This is a genomic window from Streptomyces fradiae (assembly GCF_041270065.1).
Classification (GTDB): domain Bacteria; phylum Actinomycetota; class Actinomycetes; order Streptomycetales; family Streptomycetaceae; genus Streptomyces.
In genome coordinates this window covers 1,842,199-1,863,979 of sequence record NZ_CP065958.1, presented here as the reverse complement: position 1 = coordinate 1,863,979, position 21,781 = coordinate 1,842,199, and the positions used below count along the sequence as shown (strand labels likewise).

Below are 21,781 nucleotides of genomic sequence, written 5' to 3'. Positions count from 1 at the left end.
AAGGACGCAGCAGGCGGTGAAGGGGGCCCGGTGGAAGCCGAGTTGGTGGCGCTGGCGACGGCGGGGGCGACGGCCCTCGTCCAGCAGATGGTCGGCGACGGCTGGGAGCGGGCCCGTACCCGGGTGGCCGCGTTCTTCGCCGCCCGCTCCGGCGGCGACGAGCAGGCCGTCGGCGCCGAACTCGAGGCCGCCCGCGACGAACTGGTCCGCGCCGCGCAGGGCGGCGACCAGGACGCGGCCGACGAGGCGCGCACCGAGGCCCGCGTCGAATGGCGCGCCCGGATGCGCCGCAGCCTGCTCGCCGACCCCGAGGCGGCGGCCGAACTGCGCCGGATCCTCGCCGAGTTGGCGGGCCCCGAGACCGCCGTGCCGCAGAACGTCACCACCGTGAACAACACCCTCACCGGCGGAAGCCACGGCATCGTCCTCCAGGTCGGCACGGTCAACCGGATGCACACCGTCCACGAGACCGGCGGCCCGGGCGGCACCGGCGCGGGCGCCGCCCCGGACGGCCCTCGCGCATGAGCCCGGACCCCGTACCGTACGGCCCGGTGTCCCCCGGCCCCGTGGTGCGCAACGAGATCGGCGGCACCGCCACCGTCCACGGGCCCGTCGTCCAGGCCGGGCGGATCGACACGCTGACCGTGGCCGCCGCCGTCCCGGCGATCCTCCCCGGCAGCCCCGCACCCCGGTTACTCCCGGCCCCCGCACCCCACTTCACCGACCGACATGACGAACTCGCCCGTCTGACGGCTCTGCTGGACGGGGCCGACGGGACGCTCGAAGAGGACCCCGCGCCCCGGGTGGTCGTCCTCACCGGCACCGGCGGCATCGGGAAGTCCGCCACCGCGCTGCACTTCGCCGCCCGGCTGCGGGACCGTTACGGCGGCGGGCAACTCCACGCCGACCTGCGCGGCGACGCCACCGCCACCGCGGCCACGCCGTCCACCGTCCTGGTGCGCTTCCTGCGCGCCCTCGGCGTCGCCCCGCCCTACCTGCCGGCGGACGAGCAGGAGCAGATCGACTGGTACCGCACCCTCACCGCGGACCGCCGGATGCTCACCGTCCTCGACAACGCCCACTCCGCCGCCCAGGTGCTGCCGCTGCTGCCCACCGGCCCCGGCTCGCTCACCCTGGTCACCAGCCGCCGCCGGCTCGACGGCCTGACCCGCGAGGCCGGCGCCCGGGTGATCCAGCTCCCGCCGCTCGGCCCCGCCGACGCCGCCCTCCTCCTCACCCGGCTGTCCGGCCGCGAGGCGCCGCACCCCGCCGCGGCGGAAGCCGTCGCCCGCCGCTGCGGCGGACTCCCGCTCGCCCTCTGCATGGCCGGCGAACGGCTCGCCGTCCGCACCCACCTCACCTGGCAGCAGCTGGAGCAGGACATGGCCACCGCGGCGGCACCGTCCGACGAGCCCGGGAACGACGGCACCGACTCGCTCACCACCGACCCGGTCACCGCCGCAGCCGACACCTCCTACGACGACCTCACCCCCGGCGCCGCCCGTCTCTACCGGCTCGGCGGGCTGCGCCCCTGGCCCGCGCTCACCGCCCCCGCCGCCGCAGCGCTCACCGAGGTGACCGAACCGGAGGCGGCGGACCTGCTCGACGAACTCGCCGCCATCCACCTCCTGGAGGAGCACGCCGCCGGCCGCTACCGCCACCACGACCTGCTGCGCGTCCACGCCGAACGCCGGGCGCTGCGCGTCGACGGCCACCCCCGCGCCGCCGCGGCCGTCGGCCGGCTGCTGCGCCACCACCTGGCCGCGGCCGCCGCCGCGGACGCCCGCGTCATGCCGGGCCGCTGGCACCTCGGCCCCGCCTACGACCGGCTGCCCCCGGACCCGCGCACCGCCGAACAGGCCACCGACTGGCTCCTCGCCGAGCGCGAGAACCTTGTCGAGGCGGTGCGGACCGCCGACGAGTACGGACTCGACGACCTCACCTGGCAGTTGTGCGAGGCGCTGTGGAGCCTCTTCCTCCGGCACGGCTTCCACCAGGACTGGCTGGCCACCCACCGGCTCGGCGTCCGCGCCGCCGCCCGCTGCCCCGCCGTCCCCGAGGCCGAGGGCCGGATGCACGCCCAGCTCGGCTTCGCCCTCAAGGGCCTCGGCCGCCTCGACGAGGCCGAGCAGGCGTTCACCGCGGCCGCCGAGGCCGACCGCCGCTGCGGCCACCGCCGGGGCGAGGCGACCGCCGTCGAGTCCCTGGGCCTGGTACGCCTGGAGCAGCGCCGGTACGAGGAGGCCGAGGCCTGCTTCCTCGCCGCCGAGACCCTCACCGACGACCCGCGCGCCCGCGCCCTGCTCGCCCACCACCGGGGCCGCGCCCTCTCCGGCCGCGGCGAGCACGCCCGGGCCGCCGCCACCCTGGAGCAGGCCGGGCGGCTCATGACCGAACTGCCCGTCCCCGACACGTACAACCAGGCCCGGGTCCTCACCAGCCTCGGCCAGGCGGCCCTCGCCGCCGGCGACCGGGAGCGCGCCGCCCACGTCCTCGCCGAGGCCGCCGAGCGGATGCGCCAGGAGAAGGCCCCGGTCCAGGACGCGGCCCTCGCGGAACTCCGCGCCCGCGCCGCGGCCACTCCCGACGAACGCCGCGCCTTTCTCACCGAGGCGGCCGGCCTCCACGAACGCCTCGGCTCACCCCGCGCCGCCGCCCTGCGCGCCGAACTCGCCGCGACCGACCCGACCGACGCTTCGGACGCCTAGGCCGGAACGGCCCGTACCGCCACCCGGTGGCACACCCGGCCCGTCGTCACCACGAGGACGCCCGCCTCCGTGAGCGCGGTGAGCGGGCGGCCGGTCGCCTGCCAGCCGAGGACGGCCGAGGCGTACGCGAAGGGGTCGCAGGGGTCCGGGAAGCCGTCCTGGCGGGGGAGGGCGGTGAGGTCGAGCAGGGTGCCGGTGCGGTCCCGGACCAGACAGCGGCCGGGCCCGGTGCGGACGGCGGCGAGGGCTGCGTACGGGTGGGTGGCGAGGAGTTCCGCGGCGCGCGGGCCCGGCGGGGCGCCGGTGAGGCCGCGGTCGGTGACCAGGTCCGCGAGCGCGAGCCGCCCCGCGTCGGGGGTGTCCTCGTCCACGACCGTGTGGGCGCCCTCGGTGCCCTCCGCGTCCTCCGCGTCCTCGGCGTCCGGGCCGGCCGGTTCGGTGGACGGGTCGGCGTAGCGGGTCACGGCCACCTCCGGCGGCCCGCCCGCGAGGACGCGCGTGAGGACCCTGAGCGGAACGGTGAGGTCCGGGGTTCCGAGGGCGTCCTCGCCCGGGATGGTGCCCGGGACCGGCAGCTGGGGGAGTGTGGCGGGCCGGACGGGCTCGGGGGTGCCGAGCAGGGAGTGGAACAAGGTCCGCAGGAGCCCGGCCGAGCCGCCCGGGTCCGAGCTCGCGAGCGCCGCGAACCCGTCGTACCGCCCCGGCACATGGCCGTCGATCACCGCGTCGAGCCGCGTCCGCAGCGGGATCCCGGGCCGCAGCCGCGGCGCGGCCCGGCCGAGCGCGGCGACCGGCGAAGCCGGGTCGAGATCGCGATCCGCGAAGGCGCCGAGCAGCACCGGCAGGCCGAGGGCGGCGGCGTAGTACGTGACCGATCCGTGGTCGCCGATGACGCAGTCGGCCGCCGCGACGGTCTGCCGCCAGGGGCCCAGCGGGTCGATCAGGGTGAGCCCGGAGGCGGCGGCCCGGCGCAGCCAGGCGCGCACCTGGCCGGGGCCGTGCCCGTACCCGATGTTGGGGTGGAGCACGGCGCACAGCCGGTACTCGTCCACCGGCAGCGTCTCCGTCAACTCCCGCAGCAGGGCGGGGAAGGCGTCGGAGCCGAAGAGGGAGGCACGGCCCCAGGTGGAGTTCAGGACGACGAGCCGGCGCCCGTCGCCCGCACCGAGCGCGCGCCGCAGCGCCGGCCGCCGGCGGCGGAGCGCGAGCATCCGGTCGAAGCAGGGATCACCGGCGAGGACGGCGGTCTCCGCGGCCTCGGGGCAGGCCAGGCGCAGCCGGTCGAGCTGCTCGGGGTGGGACAGGACGGTCGCCGTGGCGAGCGGCTTGCCCTCGTGCAGCAGCCAGTCGGGCGCCATCCCGAACACCGGCGCGGCGCCGCCGCCCGCACCCTCGCCCCCGAGCCCGGTGTCCGGTGTCCGGTGTCCGGTGTCCGGTGTCGCCAGCCTCTTATTGTATCCAGTGCCGTGTGAGAGGATGGTCAACTTCCCCTGAAACGCCTGGAGTTCGCCGCCATAGCTCGCGCTGACGGCCAGGTCCACACCGCCCGCCGCGGCCAGCTCCTTCGCCTGTTCCCAGGGCACCACCGGCAGTCCCGCGCCGTCGAGCAGCGCGTCGACCCCGGCCAGGAACGGCGAGGACCCGGTACAGGTCGCGAGAGTCTGCACGTCCGGGGCGTCGTCGAAGAGGGGGAGTACGTCGAGCAGTCGGGTCGCCGAGGTGACGTTGTGGACGACGAAGAGCACCGTGCGCGTGGTCCCGCGCGTTCGCCAGCGCGCCGCGTCGCGTCCCACCGGCACCCGCAGTCGATCCTGCCCCACGGTCAGCTCACCCCCCTTCCGCGCCACCGTAGCCCACCGGCAACGCCGCACGTCGGGGCATGATCGCCCGCCGCACACTCCCTCGTTGGAGTGAAAGACGTCGGGCGCCGGATCCGGCCACCTCACGGATGGCGTTATTTCGGGTACGGGCGAGTGCCCGTGAAGACATCCGGAAGGCAGGAAACCATGAGGCACATTCGCCGAAGTGGTCTGGCCACACTGTTGGTCACCGGCGGCGCGCTCGCGCTGTCGGCGGGCGCCGCCCACGCCGACTCCGCGGCCCAGGGCGCGGCGGTCGGTTCGCCGGGCGTCGGCTCCGGCAACACGGTTCAGCTGCCGGTGCACGTGCCCGTGAACGTCTGCGGGAACACCGTCAACGTCGTCGGACTGCTCAACCCGGCGGCCGGCAACAGCTGTGCCAACACCTCCGGCGGCTCCCGGGCCGACGACTCCGGCGCCCACGCCGGCAGCCCCGCCCACAAGGACCTGCCCGGCACCCCGCGCGCCGGCTCGTCCGACTCCGGCACCCGCGCCGGCGGCGGCTCCTCGCACGGCGGCGCCCAGAACGGCGGCGGCGCGACCGCCGAGGGCCACACCGCGGGCTCCCCGGGCGTCCTGTCCGGCAACGGATTGCAGCTGCCGGTCGACCTCCCGGTCAACGTCAGCGGCAACTCGGTGAACGTGGTCGGCATCGGAAACCCCGCCATCGGCAACACCTCGGTCAACGAGTCGGCGCCGGAGGAGAAGTGCGACGAGCCGGAGACCCCGACCCCGCACCCGCCGACCCCGGTGCGCAACCTGCCGCCGGCCCCGAGCCACGAGCAGGGCCCCGTCCCGCAGTCGACCAAGGTCCAGCTCGCCAGCACCGGTTCGGACTCCCTGGGCTTCGCCGCCCCGGCCAGCGCCGCGCTGCTCCTCGGCGGCGCGCTGCTCTACCGCAGGGCCCGCCGCGCGTCGGCCGACCAGGCCTGACGACGCACGGCCGCGGGTGCCGCGGGTCCGACGGTGCTTCGGTGCGCGATGGCGCCTCGGAGTCCGAACGGTGCCGACCAGGTCTGACTCACGCACAGCCGACTGCGGCCGACCGCAGCCGGCCGGGCCTGACCGACTTGCAGGCCAGGCCTGACCGACGTACCAGCCGTGCCTGACCGACGCACCAGCCGACCGTGGCCGACCACGGCCGGCCAGGTCCGGTGCGCGGCCCGCTCTCAGCGGGCCACTTCGTGGGCCGGAGGGCCGAGTTCAGGGCGCCGCGTCGCCGCGCCCCTCAGCCCGCCCGCCAGGACCGGAGCACCGTCTCGATGGCCGGCGCGATCCGCGCCCGGGCCTGGTGCCGGGGCACCCCGGCCATCAGCAGCGCGTCGTAGTCGGTGTCGACATGACGTACGGCGGCCCGCACCGCGGCCGTGACCGCGCCCGGGTCGAGCGCTCGCCCGGCCGCCGTACGCCCCACCCGGCCGCTGCCCTTCGCCGCGGCGTGCGCGGCGATCCGCTCCGCGCGCTCGCCCGGGCAGCCCGGGAACAGCCGCAGGATCTCCGCCTCCAGGGCCGCCGTGACCTCCGCGTCCCGCGCGGCCCGGCGCGCCGCGTCCCGGGCCCGGCGGCGCGCCCGGGCCTCGGCGTCCGCGAGGCAGGCGGCCTCGGCCCGGACCAGCGCCGCCTCCTCGACGAGCAGGCCCTGGCGCTCGTACCGCGTGCGGCGCCGGTTGTGCCGTACGACCACAGCCCACAGGCCACTGCCCTCGCGGGCCCGTCGGGTGAGGGCGGTGTCCCCGCGGCGCAGGAAGACGAGATGCCCGAGGTCGGCGCAGTCCAGACACACGGGCGCGTTGAACTCGACGATCATGCGCTCCAGGGGGCCCTGGCGGCATTCCGAGCAGCGGCGCCGCCGGAGCGGTTCGACCACGACGGGGGCGACGAGATCCACGCCGGTGTTCTACCCGCGCGTACCCCGGCGCATCCCCCGCGCCCGCCGGTGGGGACCGTGGTCAGCGCACCCCGGGCGCCGCGGCCTCGATGAACCGGGCCAGGGCCTCCTTGGCCTCGTCCGAGCGGAGCGTGCGCTCGGCGTCGTCCGTGGCCTCGTGCATGCAGTGGGTGGTCTCGAAGGCGGCCTCGGCGAGCCGGCGGGTCCGCGGGTCGTCGCACATCAACTGGACCCGGAAGAGCGCCTGTCGGGCGGCCGTGCGCTGCTGGTACGAGGCGTGGCGGGACCTCTCGGCCTCCTCGGAGCCGGGCTCCAGGTGGGCCTTGAACCAGCGGTCGTTCTGGCTCTGCCGGTAGTCGACGACGGCGCCGGCGAAGGCGCTGTAGGTCGCGATCCGTTCCTGCCGCAGCTGCTCGGTCCGGGCGAGCGAGGCCGTGCGCTCGGCGGCCCGGCCCTGGAACCAGTGGGTGGCCACGACCCCCAGCAGCGTTCCGACGACGGCTATCAGCGCGGCATCCATGACGGACTCGCCCCTTCCCCTCACTCCTGCTCGCTCCTGCGACGACCCGTCAGATCATCGCAGGAATCGCAGGAATCGCAGGAATCGCAGGAATCGCAGGAACGGGCTGGTTGCGAGCTCCGCCCCCTACTGCCGGTAGCCGGCGAGGAAGCGCCCGATGCGGCTGATGGCGGCGTCCAGATCGTCGGCGTACGGCAGGGTGAGGATCCGGAAGTGGTCCGGGCGCGGCCAGTTGAAGCCCGTGCCCTGCACCACCTGGATCTTCTCCCGCAGCAGCAGGTCCAGGACGAACTTCTCGTCGTCGTGGATCGGGTACACCGCCGGGTCGAGGCGCGGGAAGGCGTAGAGCGCGCCCTTCGGCTTGACGCAGCTGACGCCGGGGATCTCGTTGAGCTTGCGCCAGGCCAGGTCGCGCTGTTCGCGCAGCCTGCCCCCGGGGGCGGTGAGCTCGTGGATGGACTGCCGGCCGCCGAGCGCGGCCTGGATGGCGTACTGCGCGGGGGCGTTCGGGCACAGCCGCATGGAGGCCAGCATGGTCAGCCCCTCCAGATAGCTCGCGGCATGCTGCTTCGGACCGGTGACGATCATCCAGCCGGAGCGGAAACCGGCCACCCGGTAGGTCTTGGACAGGCCGCCGAAGGTGAGGACGACCAGGTCGGGGGCGAGTGAGGCGGTCGGGTAGTGCACGGCCTCGTCGTAGACGATCTGGTCGTAGATCTCGTCGGAGAAGACCATCAGGCCGTGCCGGCGGGCGAGGTCGAGGATGCCCTCGACGATCTCCTTCGGATAGACCGCGCCGGTCGGGTTGTTGGGGTTGATGATCACCACGGCCCGGGTGCGGTCGGTGATCTTCGATGCCATGTCGTCGAGATCGGGGTACCAGTCGGCCGACTCGTCGCACACGTAGTGCACGGGCTTGCCGCCGGCGAGGGTGGTGACGGCGGTCCACAGCGGGTAGTCGGGGGCCGGGATCAGGACCTCGTCGCCGTCCTCCAGGAGCGCCTGGGTGGCCATCGAGATGAGCTCGGAGACGCCGTTGCCGAGGAAGACGTCGTCGACGTCGACGTCCGTCAGACCCATCGACTGGTAGCGCTGGGCGACCGCGCGGCGGGCGGACAGGATGCCGCGGGAGTCGGTGTAGCCGTGCGCCCGGGGGAGCATCCGGATCATGTCCTGGACGATCTCCTCGGGCGCCTCGAAGCCGAAGAGCGCGGGGTTGCCGGTGTTGAGGCGCAGCACGCTGTGGCCCGCCTCCTCCAGGGCGTTGGCCTGCTCGATGACCGGTCCGCGGATCTCGTAGCAGACCTCGCTCAGCTTGCTCGACTGCCGGAACTCCATGCGCCGACCTCCCCAGAAGTGTTGATGCTTGGTTTTACCAAGTTCGAGCTTGGAAAGTCCAACAACATGTCTAGACTGCGTCGCATGCCAGCTCAGTCGCGCCCGCCGCGCCCCTCGACCCGCCGCCGGAGCTACGACCAGTACTGCGCCGCAGCGCGCGCCCTCGACGCGGTCGGCGACCGGTGGACCCTGCTGATCGTCCGTGAACTCCTCGCCGGGCCGCGCCGCTACACCGATCTGCACGCCGATCTCCCCGGCGTCAGCACCGACATGCTCGCCGGCCGGCTGAAGGACATGGAGAGCAGCGACCTCGTCACCCGCCGCAAGCTGCCGCCGCCCGTCTCCGCGTACGTCTACGAGCTCACCGACCGCGGCCGCGCACTGCTGCCCGTGCTGCGCGCCCTCGCCGCCTGGGGCGCGCCCGCCCTCGGCGACCTGCGCCCCACCGACGCCGTCCGCGCGCACTGGTTCGCCGTCCCGCTCCTCGACGCGCTCGCGGGCCTCGGCGCGAAGGTCGTCCATGTGACCCTGGACGAGGGCGAGTTCCACGTACGCAGCGGGGCCGACGGGCAGTTCGCGTACGGGGACGGGCCGGCGGCCGACGCCGAGGTGCGGCTGCGCACCGATGCGGCGACCTGCCGGGCGCTGGCGGAGGGCGCGCTGACGCTCGCGGAGGCGGTGGAGTCGGGGCGGGCGGAGCTGACGGAGGCGGTGGAGTCGGGACGGGTGTCCGTCGGGTGAGCTAGCTACCGGACCTTGAGGCCTGCGCCGCATGTGCGGCGAGGGCGGCGGCGAGCCGGTCCCTGGCCGCCGTCTGCGCCGCGATGCGCGCGTCGAGCACCGCGAGCCGCTCCCGGGCGATCGCGAGGCCGCGCGGGGACGGCGGGGCCGCGGGCACGTCCCCGTCGAGGCAGGTGGCGAACGCGGCCACGTCCTCCAGGGTCAGCCCCGCGCCGAGGAGATGGCGGATGTTGGCCACCCGTACCGCCGCGCCCTCGTCGTACACCCGGTAGCCGTTGGCGGCGCGTGCCGAGGAGAGCAGCCCGGCCGCCTCGTAGTGCCGCAGCGCGCGGGCGGTCGTGCCGGTCCGGCGAGCCAGTTCACCGATACGCAAGGTCCCCACCTCCTCGCGCCTTCGTATCACGTGTGACGGGAGGGGGCGGGGGCGAGTGGAGCCAGGCGTTACGTGACGAGGGCGCCGCCGTCCACGGGGAGCACCGTGCCGGTCAGGAACCCGGCGTCCGGCGAGGCCAGCGCCGTGATCGCCCAGGCCACCTCCTCCGGCCGGCCGATCCGCCCCAGCGGGGTGTGCGCGGCCTGCCACTCCCGTACGGCGCGGCGCTGCTCCGGCGTCAGGCCGGCGTGCTCGCCGATCGGCGTCTCGATCGCGCCGGGTGCGACCGCCACCACCCGTATCCCGCGCGGCGCGAGCTCCACCGCCCAGCAGCGGGTCAGGGTCTCCAGGGCGCTCTTGGTCGCCGGATAGACGGAGTTGTTCGGCCAGCCGCGCTGCCCGATCGTGGTCGTCACATTGACGACCACTCCGCCGCCGGCGGCCTCGGCCAGCGCGTCGAGCGCGGCCTGGGTGAGCAGCACCGGGGCGACCAGATTGGTCGCCAGGAGCGGGCCGAGCACGTCGCGGTCCAGCGTGGCGAGCGGGCCGCCGGTGGCGATGCCCGCGTTGTTGACGAGCACGTCGAGCCGCCCGTACGTGTCGAGGGCGGTGCGCACGATCGCCTCGGGCGCGTCGGGTGCGGTGACGTCGGCGACGAGCGGGCGGATGGCGGGGTGGCCGGAGGCCGTCCCGTCGAGCGGTTCCGGGCGCCGCCCGACGGCGAGGACGGTTGCGCCCTGCCGGGCGAAGGCGCGGGCGGTGGCCCGCCCGATGCCGGTGCCGGCTCCGGTCACGACGACGACCCGGGGCGTGGTGGCGGGCTGTGCGGTGGTGGTGTTCGTGTGGTTCATGCGGAGATCGTCGAACCCTGCCGCCGGCGGCAAGGTCAAGCCCGGGCGGCGAGCGTTGTTGGGCGAGCCCCGTACGGCAGGATGGGACGGATGCGATTCGAAGCGATCAGCTGGGAGCGGCTGGCCGACACCGTGGCCGACCGTGTCGACCGGACCGAACCCGGGGACGGCGGCGACTGGCTCAAGGTGGGTGTCGACGGGGCCCCGGCCGCGCCGGGCGGGGAGTTCGCCGAGCGCGTGGCGGCGGTGCTGCGGCTGCGCGGCCGGTCGGTGCTCGTCGTCGCGACCGACGGGTTCCTGCGCCCGAAGTCCCTGCGCTTCGAGTACGGCAAGCAGGACCCCGACGCGTACTACTCCGACTGGTACGACACGGGCGCGCTGTGGCGCGAGGTGTTCGGCCCGCTGGAGCCGGGCGGCAGCGGGCGGGTGCTGCCCGACTTCTGGAACCCGGTCACCGACCGCGCCACCCGCAGCCCCGCCGTCCCCCTCCCGCCGGGCGGCGTCCTGCTGCTCCACGGCCCCTTCCTGCTCGGCCACTGGTACCCCTTCGACCTGAAGCTCCACCTCCGCCTCTCCCCGGGAGCCCTGGCCCGCCGCACCGAACAGCCCTGGACGCTGCCCGCCTTCGCCCGCTACGAGTCGGAGGTCGGCCCGGCGGACACCGCCGACGCGGTCATCCGCGCGGACGACGCGCGGAGGCCGGCATGGACGGGGTGGCGGGACGCGCGCGACTAGCGGTGTCTTGTCGATCGGGCCGGTCCGGCGGAAGCCCGGTCAGGGCGAGGTCCCCGGACCGGGTCGCGCACCGCACCCGGCCGGCCGGGAAGGACAGCTCCAGACCGGTGCGCCCGGTCCGCGGGTCGTGCTCCTCCCGGACCGCCAGGACGCGTCGCCCGACGTGGGGCGCGAACGGGGTGTCCGCGCTTGCCGAGTGCACGACGATCCGGCCCGACGGGCCCATGTCGTAGCCCGCGTGCGGCGCCGACTCCTCGACCGTCAGGCACCAGTCGGAGCCGGTCGTGACACGGACCGTCCCGCCCCGGTCGTCGCGCAGCCACACCTCGACCGGGCCGTCGGGTGCCTCCGTCCCGTACACGCGCCAGGAGGCGACGACCTCCGTGATCCGGCGGCCCACCAGGCTCCGTGGGTCCGCGCCGCGGCCGTGCAGCGGGCAGGCGGCGGGCGGCCGGCCTGGGTCCATTCGGCTTCCCGGGGTCATCCGGTGACCGTATCTCCGTCGGGGCGGGCGCCGACCGCCGCTACCGCGAGGGCGCCGGCCGTGCAGCCCGCCGTGGCCGCTTCCGTGGGGGAGGCGCCGGTGTGGAGGGCGGTGAGGAAGGCGCCGGTGAAGGCGTCGCCGGCGCCGGTGGTGTCGACGGGGGTGGCGGGTGGGGCCGGGACGTGGGCGGTGATGTGGCCGTCGGCGGCGAGGACGGCGCCGTGGGGGCCGAGGGTGACGGCGACCAGGGGGTAGTGGCGGCTGAGGGCCGCCGCAGCCTCGGCCGGGTCCGGGCGGCCGGTCAGGAAGCGGGCCTCGTCGGCGTTGGGCAGCAGGCAGGCGGCGCCCGCCGTCGCGGCGAGGAAGGCCTCGGCGCCGAGGGCGGCGAGGAAACCGGCCGAGGCGGGGTCCACACTCACCGGGAGGCCCGCCGCCCGCGCGTCCCGGAGCACCCGGACCGCCGTCGCGCGGCTGGGTTCGGCGAAGAAGAGGTAGCCCGACAGATGCACCCGGCCGACCCCGTCGAGCAGCGCCGGCGCCCAGTCGCCGGGCGCCAGCCGCAGCGCCGCCCCGCTGTCCGTCAGGAAAGTGCGCTCCGCGTCCGCGCCGACCAGCGCGATCACGGTCGCCGTCGGCGCCTCCGGGTCCGTCACAAGGAGCGGTTGGACGCCCGCGCGGCGCAGCGCCCGGTCGTGCCAGGAGGCGGAGTCGGTGCCGACCCGGGCCAGGAGGCGCACGTCGGCGCAGCCCGAACGCGCCGCCCAGCACGCCACATTCGCCCCCGCGCCGCCGGGCAGCGTGCGGATCCGGGCCGCCGTGTCGGTCGCCGCCGCGAGCGGGGCGTCGTGCCGGGCGACCACGTCCGTGACGACGTCCCCGACCACCAGGAGCCCGCCAGAGCCGCCCCCGGCCCCGGTCACAGCTGGTCGCGGTACGCGGCGGCGATCCGGGCGGCGAGCGCCACATTGCCCCGTACCGCTGCCAGGTTCGCCTCCAGGGACGCGCCCTCCGTGTGCACCGTCAGATACTCCAGCAGGAACGGCGTCACCGCCTGCCCCGTGATCCCCTTCTCCCGCGCCGCCGCGAGCCCGGCCGCGAGCACCCGGTCGTGCAGGGCCGGGTCCAACTGCTCCGCGGCCGGTACGGGGTTGCCGACGACAAGCGCCCCGCGCGGCCCGCCCAGCTCGTCCCGCGCGCGCATCACGCGCGCCGTCGCCGCCGGGGTCCGCACGGTCCAGTCGACCCGCTCGCCGGAGGAGGCGAGGTAGAAGCCGGGGAACATCTCCGTGCCGTAACCGAGCACGGTCACGCCAAGCGTCTCCAGGCGCTGCAGGGTCGCCGGCACGTCGAGGATCGACTTCACGCCCGCGCACACCACCGTGACGCCGACCTCGGCGAGCAGCCGCAGGTCCGCCGACTCGTCCTGGGTCTCGGTCCACTCCCGGTGCACGCCGCCGAGGCCGCCGGTCGCGAACACCCGTATACCCGCGGACTCGGCGAGCCAGGCCGTCGCCGACACGGTCGTCGCGCCCGAGGCCCCGCTCGCGAGCGCGGGTGCCAGGTCGCGATGGCCGAGCTTGCGCACCGACGGGTCCTCGGCGATCCGGGTGAGCGCGGGGGCGTCGAGGCCGATCCGGGCCACCCCGTCGAGCACCGCGATCGTCGCGGGCACCGCCCCGCCCTCCCGGACCAGTGCCTCCAGTTCCTCGGCCACGGCCAGGTTGCGCGGGCGCGGCAGGCCGTGGGCGATGATCGTCGATTCGAGCGCGACGACCGGGCGCCCCGCGTGGAGCGCCTCCCGTACTTCTTCGGACACCTGTGTGGACATGGTGGACATGCTGGATCTCTGGCGCGGCCACCCGCCCCGCAAACCTCACCGCAGAACATGGCGAACATCAGCCACAAGGCTCCTCGGCCACAAGGCTCCTCAGCCACAGCCCGGCAGGCCGGGCAGCCGGGCCGCGTCCACCACCCGGATCACCGGGCGGGCGCCGGCGGTCTTGGCGTTGCCGACGCTGTACGCGAGGGCCAGCGCGTTCCCGGAGGCCGCGGCGTAGCCGTACGGGGGCGTGATCCGCGCGTACGAGCCGGAGCCGGAGGCAGGGCGGCCCGGGCGTCCGAGGTCGAGGGCGTACGAGGTCTCCGGCGTGCGCCAGGTGACGAGGCGCCCGGCGATCCGCAGCTGGTCCATGCCGTCCGCGGCCGGGGAGGCGGTCACGGCGGCGAAGGGCCGGGCCTCGCCGGGGCGCCAGACCATCAGCCGGGGAGCCGTCTCGCCCTCGACCCACGCCCAGGTGGTGCCGTCCGAGGCGAGGGCGCGGATGTCGCGGAGGGCGGCGATCGGCGCGGGCAGCGCGGCCGGACGCCCGTCCTTCAGGGCGACCGCCACCGGCCGGGTGTGCCCTCCCGCCGACTCCCGCCACACCAGCAGGCCGCCCGCCGCGAACGGCGTGTCCAGGACGGCCGTGCGCCACGCGCGCGCGTGCCCGCCGCCACCGCCACCGTCGGCGGCCGGGGCGGCGAACACCGTGGCCCGGCCCGTGCCCGTGCCCTGCGCCCACACGACGGTGCCGTCGCGGACCACCGGGCGGGGGAGCGGGCCCGGCCGGTCGGCGCGGGCCAGGCGCCGGGCCGTGCCGGTGACCGCGTCCCACACGTACAGGCTCCACGGGCTGTCGAGGGTCCGGCCCTCCAGGACGGCGAACGCGGCCCACCGCCGTCCGTCGAAGTCGGCGGCGAGCAGCTGGTGCTCGACGGGGTCGGCGAACCGCAGCAGGGTCCGGGGCCCGGTCCCGTCGCCCCGTACGAGCACGGCCCGCCGCCCGCCGCTGTCGCCGCCTCCGCTGCCGTTCCCGGTGAGCTGGAGCGCCGTCCAGCCGGGGCCGGTGTCCGTGAGGACCGCGCGCTGCCCGGCGGGCGGCCGGTACTCGCCGGCCGCGAAGGCCCGCTCCCAGGCGTCCGGCAGCGGCACCTCGCAGGCCGGGACCGTCCGCACGGCGGCGGCCCGTGTCGGCGCGGAGCTCGCCGGGCCCGGCGGGGCCCCGCCGCCCGGCGAGCACCCCGCGAGGAGGGCGCCCGCCAGGAGCAGGGCCGGGGGCAGGGCCGGGAGCCGGGCGCTACCAGACGTAGCCACGGCCGCCCATGATCGTGGTCAGGGTGTCGGAGGAGATGTGCGCGGACTTGGGCACCGGCCCCGCCCAGGAGATGACGCTCGTGCTCACCCCGCCGACCGGATCGAGGTAGTTGACCTGGCCGGCGGCGGTGTCCGTGTTGTAGCCGTCGATCGCGACCCAGTGGAAGATCTCGATGTTGGGGTGCCCCACCAGGTGCGGCCCGCCGGGCACCTCCCAGGCGTTGCCCGCGATGGCGTAGTCGTTGTCGGTGTTGTGGGTGATGTGCTGCTTGAAGGCGGTCTTGTCCGCCGCGGTGGGGGTGTAGGGCAGGGCGTTGGGCACGTAACCGGCGCCGGGCAGCCGGTAGTTCAGCGCGTCGACCATCGGGTAGCCGGTGGGATCGGGCACGTTGATGTCGATCCCGTACCAGGCGGTGCCGGCCGTGGTGGTCTTCAGCAGGGTCGCCGCGTCCCGCTGCGAGCGTCCGCCGACCTCGTCGTGCGCGGACTGGGTGATGACCAGGGCGGCCGGGCCGCACCAGTAGGAGGTCTGCTGCGACTGGTGGATTCCGCCGGACAGCTTGTACCCGGCGAGCGCGCTCGTGGCGCCCGTCGTGTCCGCGGTGCCGGTGGTGCTCAGGGGGCCCATGGCGCCCGTGGTGCCGAGGGCGTGCGCCTCCTCGTACGATCTCGCCGCCGCGGCCTGCTTGACCACGGCGAGCCGGTACTGGGCCGGCGTCAGGTGCTGCGGCCCCAGGGTGTCGTGGGCGGCCTTGTAGTCGGCGCCGGGATCGGGCGCGGCGGCCGTGGCAGCCGTGGCGGTGGGGGCGGTGGTGGCGGCGGTCAGCAGGGCCGCCGCGCCGAGGACGGCGGCGCGGAGAAGGGTGGGGGTGGCCGACATCGCACTCTCCTGTCCGGAGTGGGGGGAGTTGTGGGGTTGTGGGGGAGTGGCTCTCGGGGAGTGTGCCGTCCTCGCCACCGCACTGCCAGGGGGCGCGGCGTGATCCCCCGGACCAACATTGGCCCCACCAAAGGCGCCGTCCCGGACCAGCGGTGATGCCCGTGGGCGCCGCCCGTCCGGCGGCCGGTTTTCGGCGCCCTTCACCCGCACGCCCGTTCGTACGTTCCTTCGCGCAGCACTCCACGCGCGCGTGTGTACGGCTTGCGTACGACTACGGAATCGGTGCCCGCCGGCCCCGTCGCCCACCCCCGGGACGCCCCTTGGCGCACGGGAGCCGCGCAAGCCCCCCGTACGGATTCCGTCGTGTCGAACGGGTTGGCGAAGTGCCTGGTCGGAGCGGGAAACGGAGGGTCGAATTCCAGGAACTCCCGGGGGTGGAACGGCGTTCGGGCCCCGCTACAGTCACCGCCCATGACCACTCATGCGCAGCCTTCCTTCGCCGTCCACATCCCCGACGCCGAGCTCGAGCCCGAGCCGCTCGACCCCGGTCAGATCGTCTCCGGCACCCCCGAGGTGACCGGCAAGGTCCTGTGGGAGTCCGCCGACGGCAAGCAGCTCCGCGGCATCTGGCAGATCACCCCCGGCGTGGTCACCGACACCGAGGCGAACGAGCTCTTCGTCGTCGTCAGCGGCCGCGCCACGGTCGCGGTCGAGGGCGGCGCGACGCTGGAGATCGGCCCCGGCGACGCGTGCGTGCTGCGCGAGGGCGACCGCACCACCTGGACCGTGCACGAGACCCTGCGCAAGGCGTACCACATCACCCTCTGAGGCCCCTCCGCCCGCCGCCAGCCGCCGCCCGCCCACGCGTGGTTCGTCCCGCGGCCCGTGAACTCCCCTCCCTCCGAAGGTGATTCACAGGTCTGGTAGGAAACCTTCCTATCCGCTAACCTCGCGGGCGGCGGCTTGGCGCGGCGCCCGTCTTCCCCGGATCCCTGACTCCTCGGGAAGCGGGCGTGACGCGCTCAGCGAGAGCTCTGACCCGGCCGCCGTGCACCGCGGCACGCCCCGTGGCGCCCCATCGCCACGCGGCCGGACCGCGCTGTCCGCACCGCAGTCCAGCTCTCGCCCTCCCCCCAGGCAAGGGAGCTCCAGGTATGCGCCTGTACGCCTCCGCCCCACCACGCCGCACCACTCCGTCCCCCGCCTTCCTCCTCACCGTCGTCACCGCGGCGCTGTGTCTGATCGGCGGGCTGCTGCTCGCCGCCACCGGCCGCGCGGACGCCGCCGATCCGCTGCTGTCCCGCGGCAAGCCCGCGACCGCGTCCTCCATAGAGGACACCGGATACGAACCCGCCAAGGCCTTCGACGGCGACGGGACCACCCGGTGGGCCAGCGCCGAGGGCTCCGACCCGCAGTGGCTCAAGGTCGACCTCGGCGCCCCGTCCGCCGTCTCGCGCGTCAGGCTCGTCTGGGAGGCCGCCTACGCCAAGGCCTACCGCGTCGAGATCTCCGCCGACAACGCCACCTGGACCCGGCTCGCCACCGAGACCGCCGGCAACGGCGGCACCGACGACTGGACCGGACTGATTGGAAAGGGCCGCTATCTACGGATCTACGGCACCGCCCGCGGCACCTCGTACGGCTACTCGCTCTACGAGGCGGAGGTGTACGGCACCCCGGACGGCACCACCCCGACGAGCACCCCGCCCACGACCCCGCCGCCCACGAGCCAGCCGCCCGGCACCGGCGCCTTCACCGTCGTCGCGGCCGGCGACATCGCCGCCCAGTGCACCGCCTCCAGCAGCTCCTGCGCCCACCCGAAGACCGCCGCGCAGGCCCAGCGGATCGACCCGGCCTTCTATCTGACGATGGGTGACAACCAGTACGACGACGCGCGCCTGTCCGACTACCGGAACTACTACGACAAGACCTGGGGCGCCTTCAAGGCCAAGACCCGCCCCGTGCCCGGCAACCACGAGACCTACGACCCGGCCGGCCCGCTCGCCGGCTACAAGTCGTACTTCGGCGCCATCGCCTACCCGCAGGGCGAGCCGTACTACAGCTACGACCAGGGCAACTGGCACTTCGTCGCCCTCGACTCCAACTCCTTCGACGACCCCGACCAGATCCAGTGGCTGAAGGACGACCTCGCCCGCACCACCAAGGGCTGTGTCGCCGCCTACTTCCACCACCCGCTCTACTCCTCCGGCGGCCACGGCAATGACCCCGTCTCCAAGCCGGTCTGGCAGATCCTCTACGACGCCAAGGCCGACCTCGTCCTCAACGGCCACGACCACCACTACGAGCGCTTCGCGCCGCAGGACCCGAACGGCCGGGCCACCGCCGACGGCATCGTCGAGATCGTCGGCGGCATGGGCGGCGCCGAGCCGTACCCCATCGAGACCGTCCAGCCCAACAGCCAGAAGCGGATCAGTGGTCCGTACGGCGTCCTGAAGCTCGACTTCACCGACACCACCTACACCTGGCAGTACGTCGGCACCGACGGCCAGGTCAAGGACACCGGCCCGACCTACCGCTGCCACTGATCGCCGCCGCCCATGTATCTCGCGACCACCGGTCGCCGGGACGTGCCGCCCGCCCCCACCGGGGCGCGGCGGCGCGTCTCCGCCACCGTCCTCGCCCTCGGCACGGTCAGTCTGGTCACCGACGTCTCGTCCGAGATGGTCACCGCGGTCCTGCCGCTCTACCTGGTGCTCGGCCTCGGTCTCACCCCGCTCCAGTTCGGCTTCCTGGACGGGCTGTTCAACGGCGCCACCGCCCTCGTCCGGATGGTCGGCGGGCACCTCGCCGACCGCGGCGGCCGGCACAAACGGGTCGCCGGCCTCGGCTACGCGCTCTCCGCCTGCTCCCGGCTCGGCCTGCTCCTCGCGGGCGGCGCGGCCGGTCTGATCGGCGCCGCGCTCGCCGCCGACCGGCTCGGCAAGGGCATCCGCACCGCACCCCGGGACGCGCTCATCACCCTCGACAGCCCGCCCGACGCCCTCGGCCGCGCCTTCGGCGTGCACCGCGCCATGGACACCACCGGCGCGCTGCTCGGCCCGCTCGCCGCGTTCGCGATCCTGTGGGTCACGGCCGACGCGTACGACGCCGTCTTCGTCGTCAGCTTCTGCGTCGGGCTGCTCGGGGTGCTGCTGCTCGTGGTCCTGGTGCCCGGCGGCCCCCGCGGGTCCGGGGCCGACGCACGCACCGCGTGGCGGGTGCGGGTGTGGGTGTGGGTGCGGGTGCGGCCCGACGGTCCGGCCCTGCTGCGGGTGCCCGCCGTGCGCCGGGTCGCGCTCGCCGCCGCGCTGCTCGGCGCGGCCACCGTCGGCGACGCGTTCTTCTACCTCCTGCTCCAGCAGCGCACCGCACTCGACGCGACCTGGTTCCCGTTCCTGCCGCTCGGCGCCTCCGCCGCGTATCTGCTGCTCGCCGTGCCGGCCGGCCGCCTCGCCGACCGGCACGGCCGCCGGCGCCCCTTCCTGTACGGGCACGGGGCCCTGCTCCTCGCCCTCGGCCTGCTCCTGGCCCCGGTGCCGGGCGTGCTGCTCCTCGTGGCCGTCCCGGTGCTCCTCGGGGTCTTCTACGCGGCCACCGACGGCGTCCTGATGGCGCTCACCGGCCCGCTGCTCCCGCCCGAGCGGCGGGCGAGCGGTCTCGCGCTCGTCCAGACCGCGCAGGCGCTCGCCAAGGTGGCCGCGGCCACCGGCTTCGGCGCCGCCTGGACCCTCTGGGGCCCGCGGCCCGCGCTGCTCCTGGCGCTCGCCGCGCTCACCGCCGCGCTGCTCGGCGCGAGCCGCCTGCTGCCCCGACCCCCTCGAAGGGACCCCTCATGAACCGGCGCCGTCTGTGGGCCCTCGTGCTCGGCTTCCTGATCCTGGCCGGCGGGGCGACCGCGTACACCGTGCGGGCCGCCGCCGGCCGCCCCGACAACGCCGCCGTGGCGGCCGACGCCGGGTTCGGGCTCGACGGGGCGCCGCCGGGCGCGCTCTGGTTCCGGGACACCGCGACCGGGCGGGTGGCCCGGCAGGACCCGGCCGCGCCCGGCGGCCGGCTGGCCCTCGGGCCGCGCTGCGACCGCTTCCACGCCGCCGGGCCCACCGCGCTGTGCCTTCAGCGCCGCCCGGGGGTGCCGGCCCGCTCGTACGTCCTGGTGCTCGACCGGCGCCTGCGGGAGCAGAAGCGGATGAGCCTGCCCGGCATCCCCAACCGGGCCCGGGTCTCCGCCTCGGGCCAGGTGCTCGCCTGGACCACGTTCGCGACCGGTGACTCCTACAACACCTCCGCCTTCTCCACCCGCACCTCGATCCTCGATCTGCGCACCGGCTATCTGATCAAGAGCATCGAGCAGATCCCGCTCACCCTCGACGGGCGCCGCTACCACGCGCCCGACGTCAACTACTGGGGCGTCAGCTTCGCCGCCGACGACAACCGCTTCTACGCGACCGTCGGCACCCGGGGCCGTACCTACCTCGTCGAGGGCGACCTCGCGAAGTGGTCGGCCCGGGCGATCGAGGAGAACGTCGAGTGCCCCTCGCTCTCCCCGGACGGCACCCGCGTCGCCTACAAGAAGAAGGTCTCCACCGACCCGCGAGCCCCCTGGCGGCTCTACGTGCTCGACCTGGCCACCCGCCGCGCGCACCCCCTCGCCGAGCCCCACTCCATCGACGACCAGGCCGCCTGGACCGCTCCCGACACGCTCTCCTACGCCTACGACGGCGCCGTCTGGACCGTGCCCGCCGACGGCACGGGCGCGCCACGGGAGGTGGCGGCGGGCGCCACGTCTCCGGTGGTGCCGCGGTGAACGGACCGCTTCCCGCAGGCCCCCAGGCCCCCAGGCCCCCGTCCCCTCGGCCTGGCGGCCGGGGGCGGCCACCAGCACCAGGCGCCGCAGCCTGTCCGGGCCCCGATCCGCCGGGCGCGCGCGGCGTCAGGCGCGGCGGAGTGCGCCGCGTGCCGCGAGGACGGTCATCGGGAGCAGCAGGCAGGCGCCGACGAGGTTGAGCCAGCCGTAGCCCGCCTGGGAGACGATCAGGCCGGCGGCGAGGCCGCCGAGGCCGGCTGAGGTGTTCATGATGAAGTCGGAGAGGCCCTGGACGGCGGCGCGGGCGGCCTGCGGCACGGAGTCGGTGAGCAGCGCCGAGCCGGAGACCAGGCCGGCCGACCAGCCGAGCCCGAGGACGAACAGGCCGAGCGCGGTCTGTCCGTGGCTGGGCCCGGCGGTGCCCGCGAGCAGTGCGGCGGTGACGAGCAGCGCCACGGCGAGGCCGATCACGGCGAGCCGGCCGAGCCGGTCGGACAGCCAGCCCATGACCGGCGAGAAGGCGTACATGCCGGCGATGTGGCCGCTGATCACCAGTCCGATCAGCCGGATCCCGGCGCCGTGGTGGCTCAGCGCCACCGGGGTCATCGACATGATCGACACCATGGCGGTGTGCGAACCGGCGACCGTCACCAGGGCGAGCCGGGCCCGCGACGAGGCCCGCACCGCACGCAGTCCGGCCTTCAGGGAGCGCCCGTCGGCGGCCGCGGCCTCCTCGGGGCCGGCCAGCGCCCGCGCGGTGAGCAGCGGGTCGGGTCGCAGCAGCACCGCCACCATGGCGGCGGCGACCACGAACACGCCGGACGCCCACACGAAGGGCCCGGCGGCGGCCGGGATGCCGAGGCCGGAGACGCTCTCGCCGGCCGGGGCGGCGATGTTGGGGCCGAGGACGGCGCCGATGGTGGTGGCCCACACCACGGTGGAGATGGCCCGGGCCCGCCGGTCCGGCTCGGCCAGGTCCGCGGCGGCGAACCGGGCGGCCAGGTTGGCCGAGGAGCCCGCGCCGAAGCCGACCAGGCCGGCCAGGAGCAGCGGGAAGCTCCCGGCGGTGGCGCCGAGCACGGCGACCGCCGATCCGAGCGCGCCGACCAGATAGGCCAGAACCAGTCCCGCCCGCCGCCCGCGCCGGGCCATCAGCGAGGCCAGCGGCATCGCGAGCAGGGCGGGCCCGGCGACCGTGGCCGTCGACGCGAGCCCCGACAGCGCCTCCGTACCGCTGACCTCCTTGGCCAGCACGGCGGCGAGCGCCACCCCGATGGCGATGCCGAGCCCGCCCAGGATCTGCGTGGCGATCAGCACGGCCTGTATCCGGCGCCGCAGCGCGGGCAGCCGCTCGGGAGAGACGGACTTCGATATCCCCCCGGCCGGCAGGGCGGCGTCAGGGGCGTCTGGGGCTGTGGTCACTTACGCAGTGTGCCAGCCACCCCGCGGCCTGGGAACGCCCAGGTG

At 75.5% G+C, this 21,781-nt stretch carries 21 protein-coding genes; 9 read left to right on the top strand and 12 right to left on the bottom strand.

Annotated elements, in window-relative coordinates; genetic code table 11:
- Nucleotides 1-30 precede the first annotated feature (30 nt).
- Nucleotides 31-525, top strand: coding sequence for a hypothetical protein (locus tag JAO84_RS08365; RefSeq protein ID WP_370411803.1), 495 nt, complete (start codon nt 31-33; stop codon nt 523-525).
- Nucleotides 526-551: 26 nt separating this feature from the next.
- Complete coding sequence (locus tag JAO84_RS08360) at nt 552-2,708, top strand: NB-ARC domain-containing protein (RefSeq protein WP_370411801.1); 2,157 nt, start codon at nt 552-554, stop codon at nt 2,706-2,708.
- On the opposite strand, the gene JAO84_RS08355 is transcribed toward JAO84_RS08360, so the two are convergent.
- On the bottom strand, nt 2,705-4,528 hold the full coding sequence (locus JAO84_RS08355) for a hypothetical protein (protein ID WP_370411800.1): 1,824 nt from the start codon (nt 4,526-4,528) through the stop codon (nt 2,705-2,707). The two genes, JAO84_RS08360 and JAO84_RS08355, sit on opposite strands and share 4 nt — an antisense overlap.
- A gap of 186 nt (nt 4,529-4,714) precedes the next feature.
- Between JAO84_RS08355 and JAO84_RS08350 the strand changes: the two genes are divergently transcribed.
- Nucleotides 4,715-5,500: a chaplin gene (locus tag JAO84_RS08350; RefSeq protein WP_370411798.1), complete on the top strand. Its 786-nt coding sequence runs from the start codon at nt 4,715-4,717 to the stop codon at nt 5,498-5,500.
- A gap of 295 nt (nt 5,501-5,795) precedes the next feature.
- Here JAO84_RS08350 and JAO84_RS08345 read toward each other — a convergent pair whose 3' ends face one another.
- From JAO84_RS08345 to JAO84_RS08335, 3 genes are all read right to left on the bottom strand, one after another.
- Complete coding sequence (locus JAO84_RS08345; protein ID WP_370411796.1) at nt 5,796-6,455, bottom strand: DUF2293 domain-containing protein; 660 nt, start codon at nt 6,453-6,455, stop codon at nt 5,796-5,798.
- Between the two features lie 61 nt (nt 6,456-6,516).
- Nucleotides 6,517-6,975 carry a hypothetical protein gene (locus tag JAO84_RS08340; RefSeq protein WP_370411794.1) on the bottom strand — a complete coding sequence of 153 codons (459 nt, stop codon included), beginning with the start codon at nt 6,973-6,975 and terminating at the stop codon, nt 6,517-6,519.
- Nucleotides 6,976-7,101: 126 nt separating this feature from the next.
- Nucleotides 7,102-8,313 carry a pyridoxal phosphate-dependent aminotransferase gene (locus JAO84_RS08335; protein WP_370411792.1) on the bottom strand — a complete coding sequence of 404 codons (1,212 nt, stop codon included), beginning with the start codon at nt 8,311-8,313 and terminating at the stop codon, nt 7,102-7,104.
- 84 nt (nt 8,314-8,397) lie between these two features.
- On the opposite strand from JAO84_RS08335, the gene JAO84_RS08330 reads away from it, so the two are divergent.
- Nucleotides 8,398-9,054: a winged helix-turn-helix transcriptional regulator gene (locus tag JAO84_RS08330; RefSeq protein ID WP_370411790.1), complete on the top strand. Its 657-nt coding sequence runs from the start codon at nt 8,398-8,400 to the stop codon at nt 9,052-9,054.
- 1 nt (nt 9,055) lies between these two features.
- Here the strand turns inward: JAO84_RS08330 and JAO84_RS08325 are convergent, their stop codons facing one another.
- Together JAO84_RS08325 and JAO84_RS08320 are read right to left on the bottom strand one after the other, a co-directional pair.
- On the bottom strand, nt 9,056-9,427 hold the full coding sequence (locus JAO84_RS08325; RefSeq protein ID WP_370411788.1) for a MerR family transcriptional regulator: 372 nt from the start codon (nt 9,425-9,427) through the stop codon (nt 9,056-9,058).
- Between the two features lie 68 nt (nt 9,428-9,495).
- A complete protein-coding gene (locus tag JAO84_RS08320) occupies nt 9,496-10,278 on the bottom strand; it encodes an SDR family NAD(P)-dependent oxidoreductase (protein ID WP_370411786.1) in 783 nt (260 codons plus the stop codon).
- 90 nt (nt 10,279-10,368) lie between these two features.
- On the opposite strand from JAO84_RS08320, the gene JAO84_RS08315 reads away from it, so the two are divergent.
- Nucleotides 10,369-11,013: a uridine kinase gene (locus JAO84_RS08315; RefSeq protein ID WP_370411784.1), complete on the top strand. Its 645-nt coding sequence runs from the start codon at nt 10,369-10,371 to the stop codon at nt 11,011-11,013.
- On the opposite strand, the gene JAO84_RS08310 is transcribed toward JAO84_RS08315, so the two are convergent.
- From JAO84_RS08310 to JAO84_RS08290, 5 genes are all read right to left on the bottom strand, one after another.
- A complete protein-coding gene (locus JAO84_RS08310; protein WP_370411782.1) occupies nt 10,952-11,497 on the bottom strand; it encodes a hypothetical protein in 546 nt (181 codons plus the stop codon). The two genes, JAO84_RS08315 and JAO84_RS08310, sit on opposite strands and share 62 nt — an antisense overlap.
- A complete protein-coding gene (locus JAO84_RS08305; RefSeq protein ID WP_370411780.1) occupies nt 11,494-12,417 on the bottom strand; it encodes a carbohydrate kinase family protein in 924 nt (307 codons plus the stop codon). Before JAO84_RS08305 ends, JAO84_RS08310 begins: the two co-directional genes overlap by 4 nt.
- The gene (locus JAO84_RS08300) at nt 12,414-13,325 is read right to left on the bottom strand and encodes a pseudouridine-5'-phosphate glycosidase (protein ID WP_370411778.1); all 912 of its coding nucleotides are present in this window, start codon (nt 13,323-13,325) and stop codon (nt 12,414-12,416) included. Before JAO84_RS08300 ends, JAO84_RS08305 begins: the two co-directional genes overlap by 4 nt.
- Before the next feature lie 99 nt (nt 13,326-13,424).
- On the bottom strand, nt 13,425-14,630 hold the full coding sequence (locus JAO84_RS08295; RefSeq protein WP_370411776.1) for a hypothetical protein: 1,206 nt from the start codon (nt 14,628-14,630) through the stop codon (nt 13,425-13,427).
- A complete protein-coding gene (locus JAO84_RS08290; RefSeq protein ID WP_370411775.1) occupies nt 14,614-15,510 on the bottom strand; it encodes a hypothetical protein in 897 nt (298 codons plus the stop codon). Before JAO84_RS08290 ends, JAO84_RS08295 begins: the two co-directional genes overlap by 17 nt.
- Before the next feature lie 471 nt (nt 15,511-15,981).
- Between JAO84_RS08290 and JAO84_RS08285 the strand changes: the two genes are divergently transcribed.
- The 4 genes from JAO84_RS08285 to JAO84_RS08270 all read left to right on the top strand — a co-directional run bounded on the left by JAO84_RS08285 (nt 15,982) and on the right by JAO84_RS08270 (nt 20,314).
- The gene (locus JAO84_RS08285; RefSeq protein ID WP_370411773.1) at nt 15,982-16,338 is read left to right on the top strand and encodes a cupin domain-containing protein; all 357 of its coding nucleotides are present in this window, start codon (nt 15,982-15,984) and stop codon (nt 16,336-16,338) included.
- Between the two features lie 326 nt (nt 16,339-16,664).
- Nucleotides 16,665-18,056, top strand: a complete 1,392-nt coding sequence (locus tag JAO84_RS08280) for a discoidin domain-containing protein (protein WP_370411771.1) — start codon at nt 16,665-16,667, stop codon at nt 18,054-18,056.
- A gap of 12 nt (nt 18,057-18,068) precedes the next feature.
- Nucleotides 18,069-19,346, top strand: a complete 1,278-nt coding sequence (locus JAO84_RS08275; protein WP_370411769.1) for an MFS transporter — start codon at nt 18,069-18,071, stop codon at nt 19,344-19,346.
- The gene (locus JAO84_RS08270) at nt 19,343-20,314 is read left to right on the top strand and encodes a hypothetical protein (RefSeq protein ID WP_370411767.1); all 972 of its coding nucleotides are present in this window, start codon (nt 19,343-19,345) and stop codon (nt 20,312-20,314) included. Before JAO84_RS08275 ends, JAO84_RS08270 begins: the two co-directional genes overlap by 4 nt.
- Nucleotides 20,315-20,440: 126 nt before the next feature.
- Here JAO84_RS08270 and JAO84_RS08265 read toward each other — a convergent pair whose 3' ends face one another.
- The gene (locus JAO84_RS08265) at nt 20,441-21,736 is read right to left on the bottom strand and encodes an MFS transporter (protein ID WP_370411765.1); all 1,296 of its coding nucleotides are present in this window, start codon (nt 21,734-21,736) and stop codon (nt 20,441-20,443) included.
- Between the last annotated feature and the right edge of the window lie 45 nt (nt 21,737-21,781).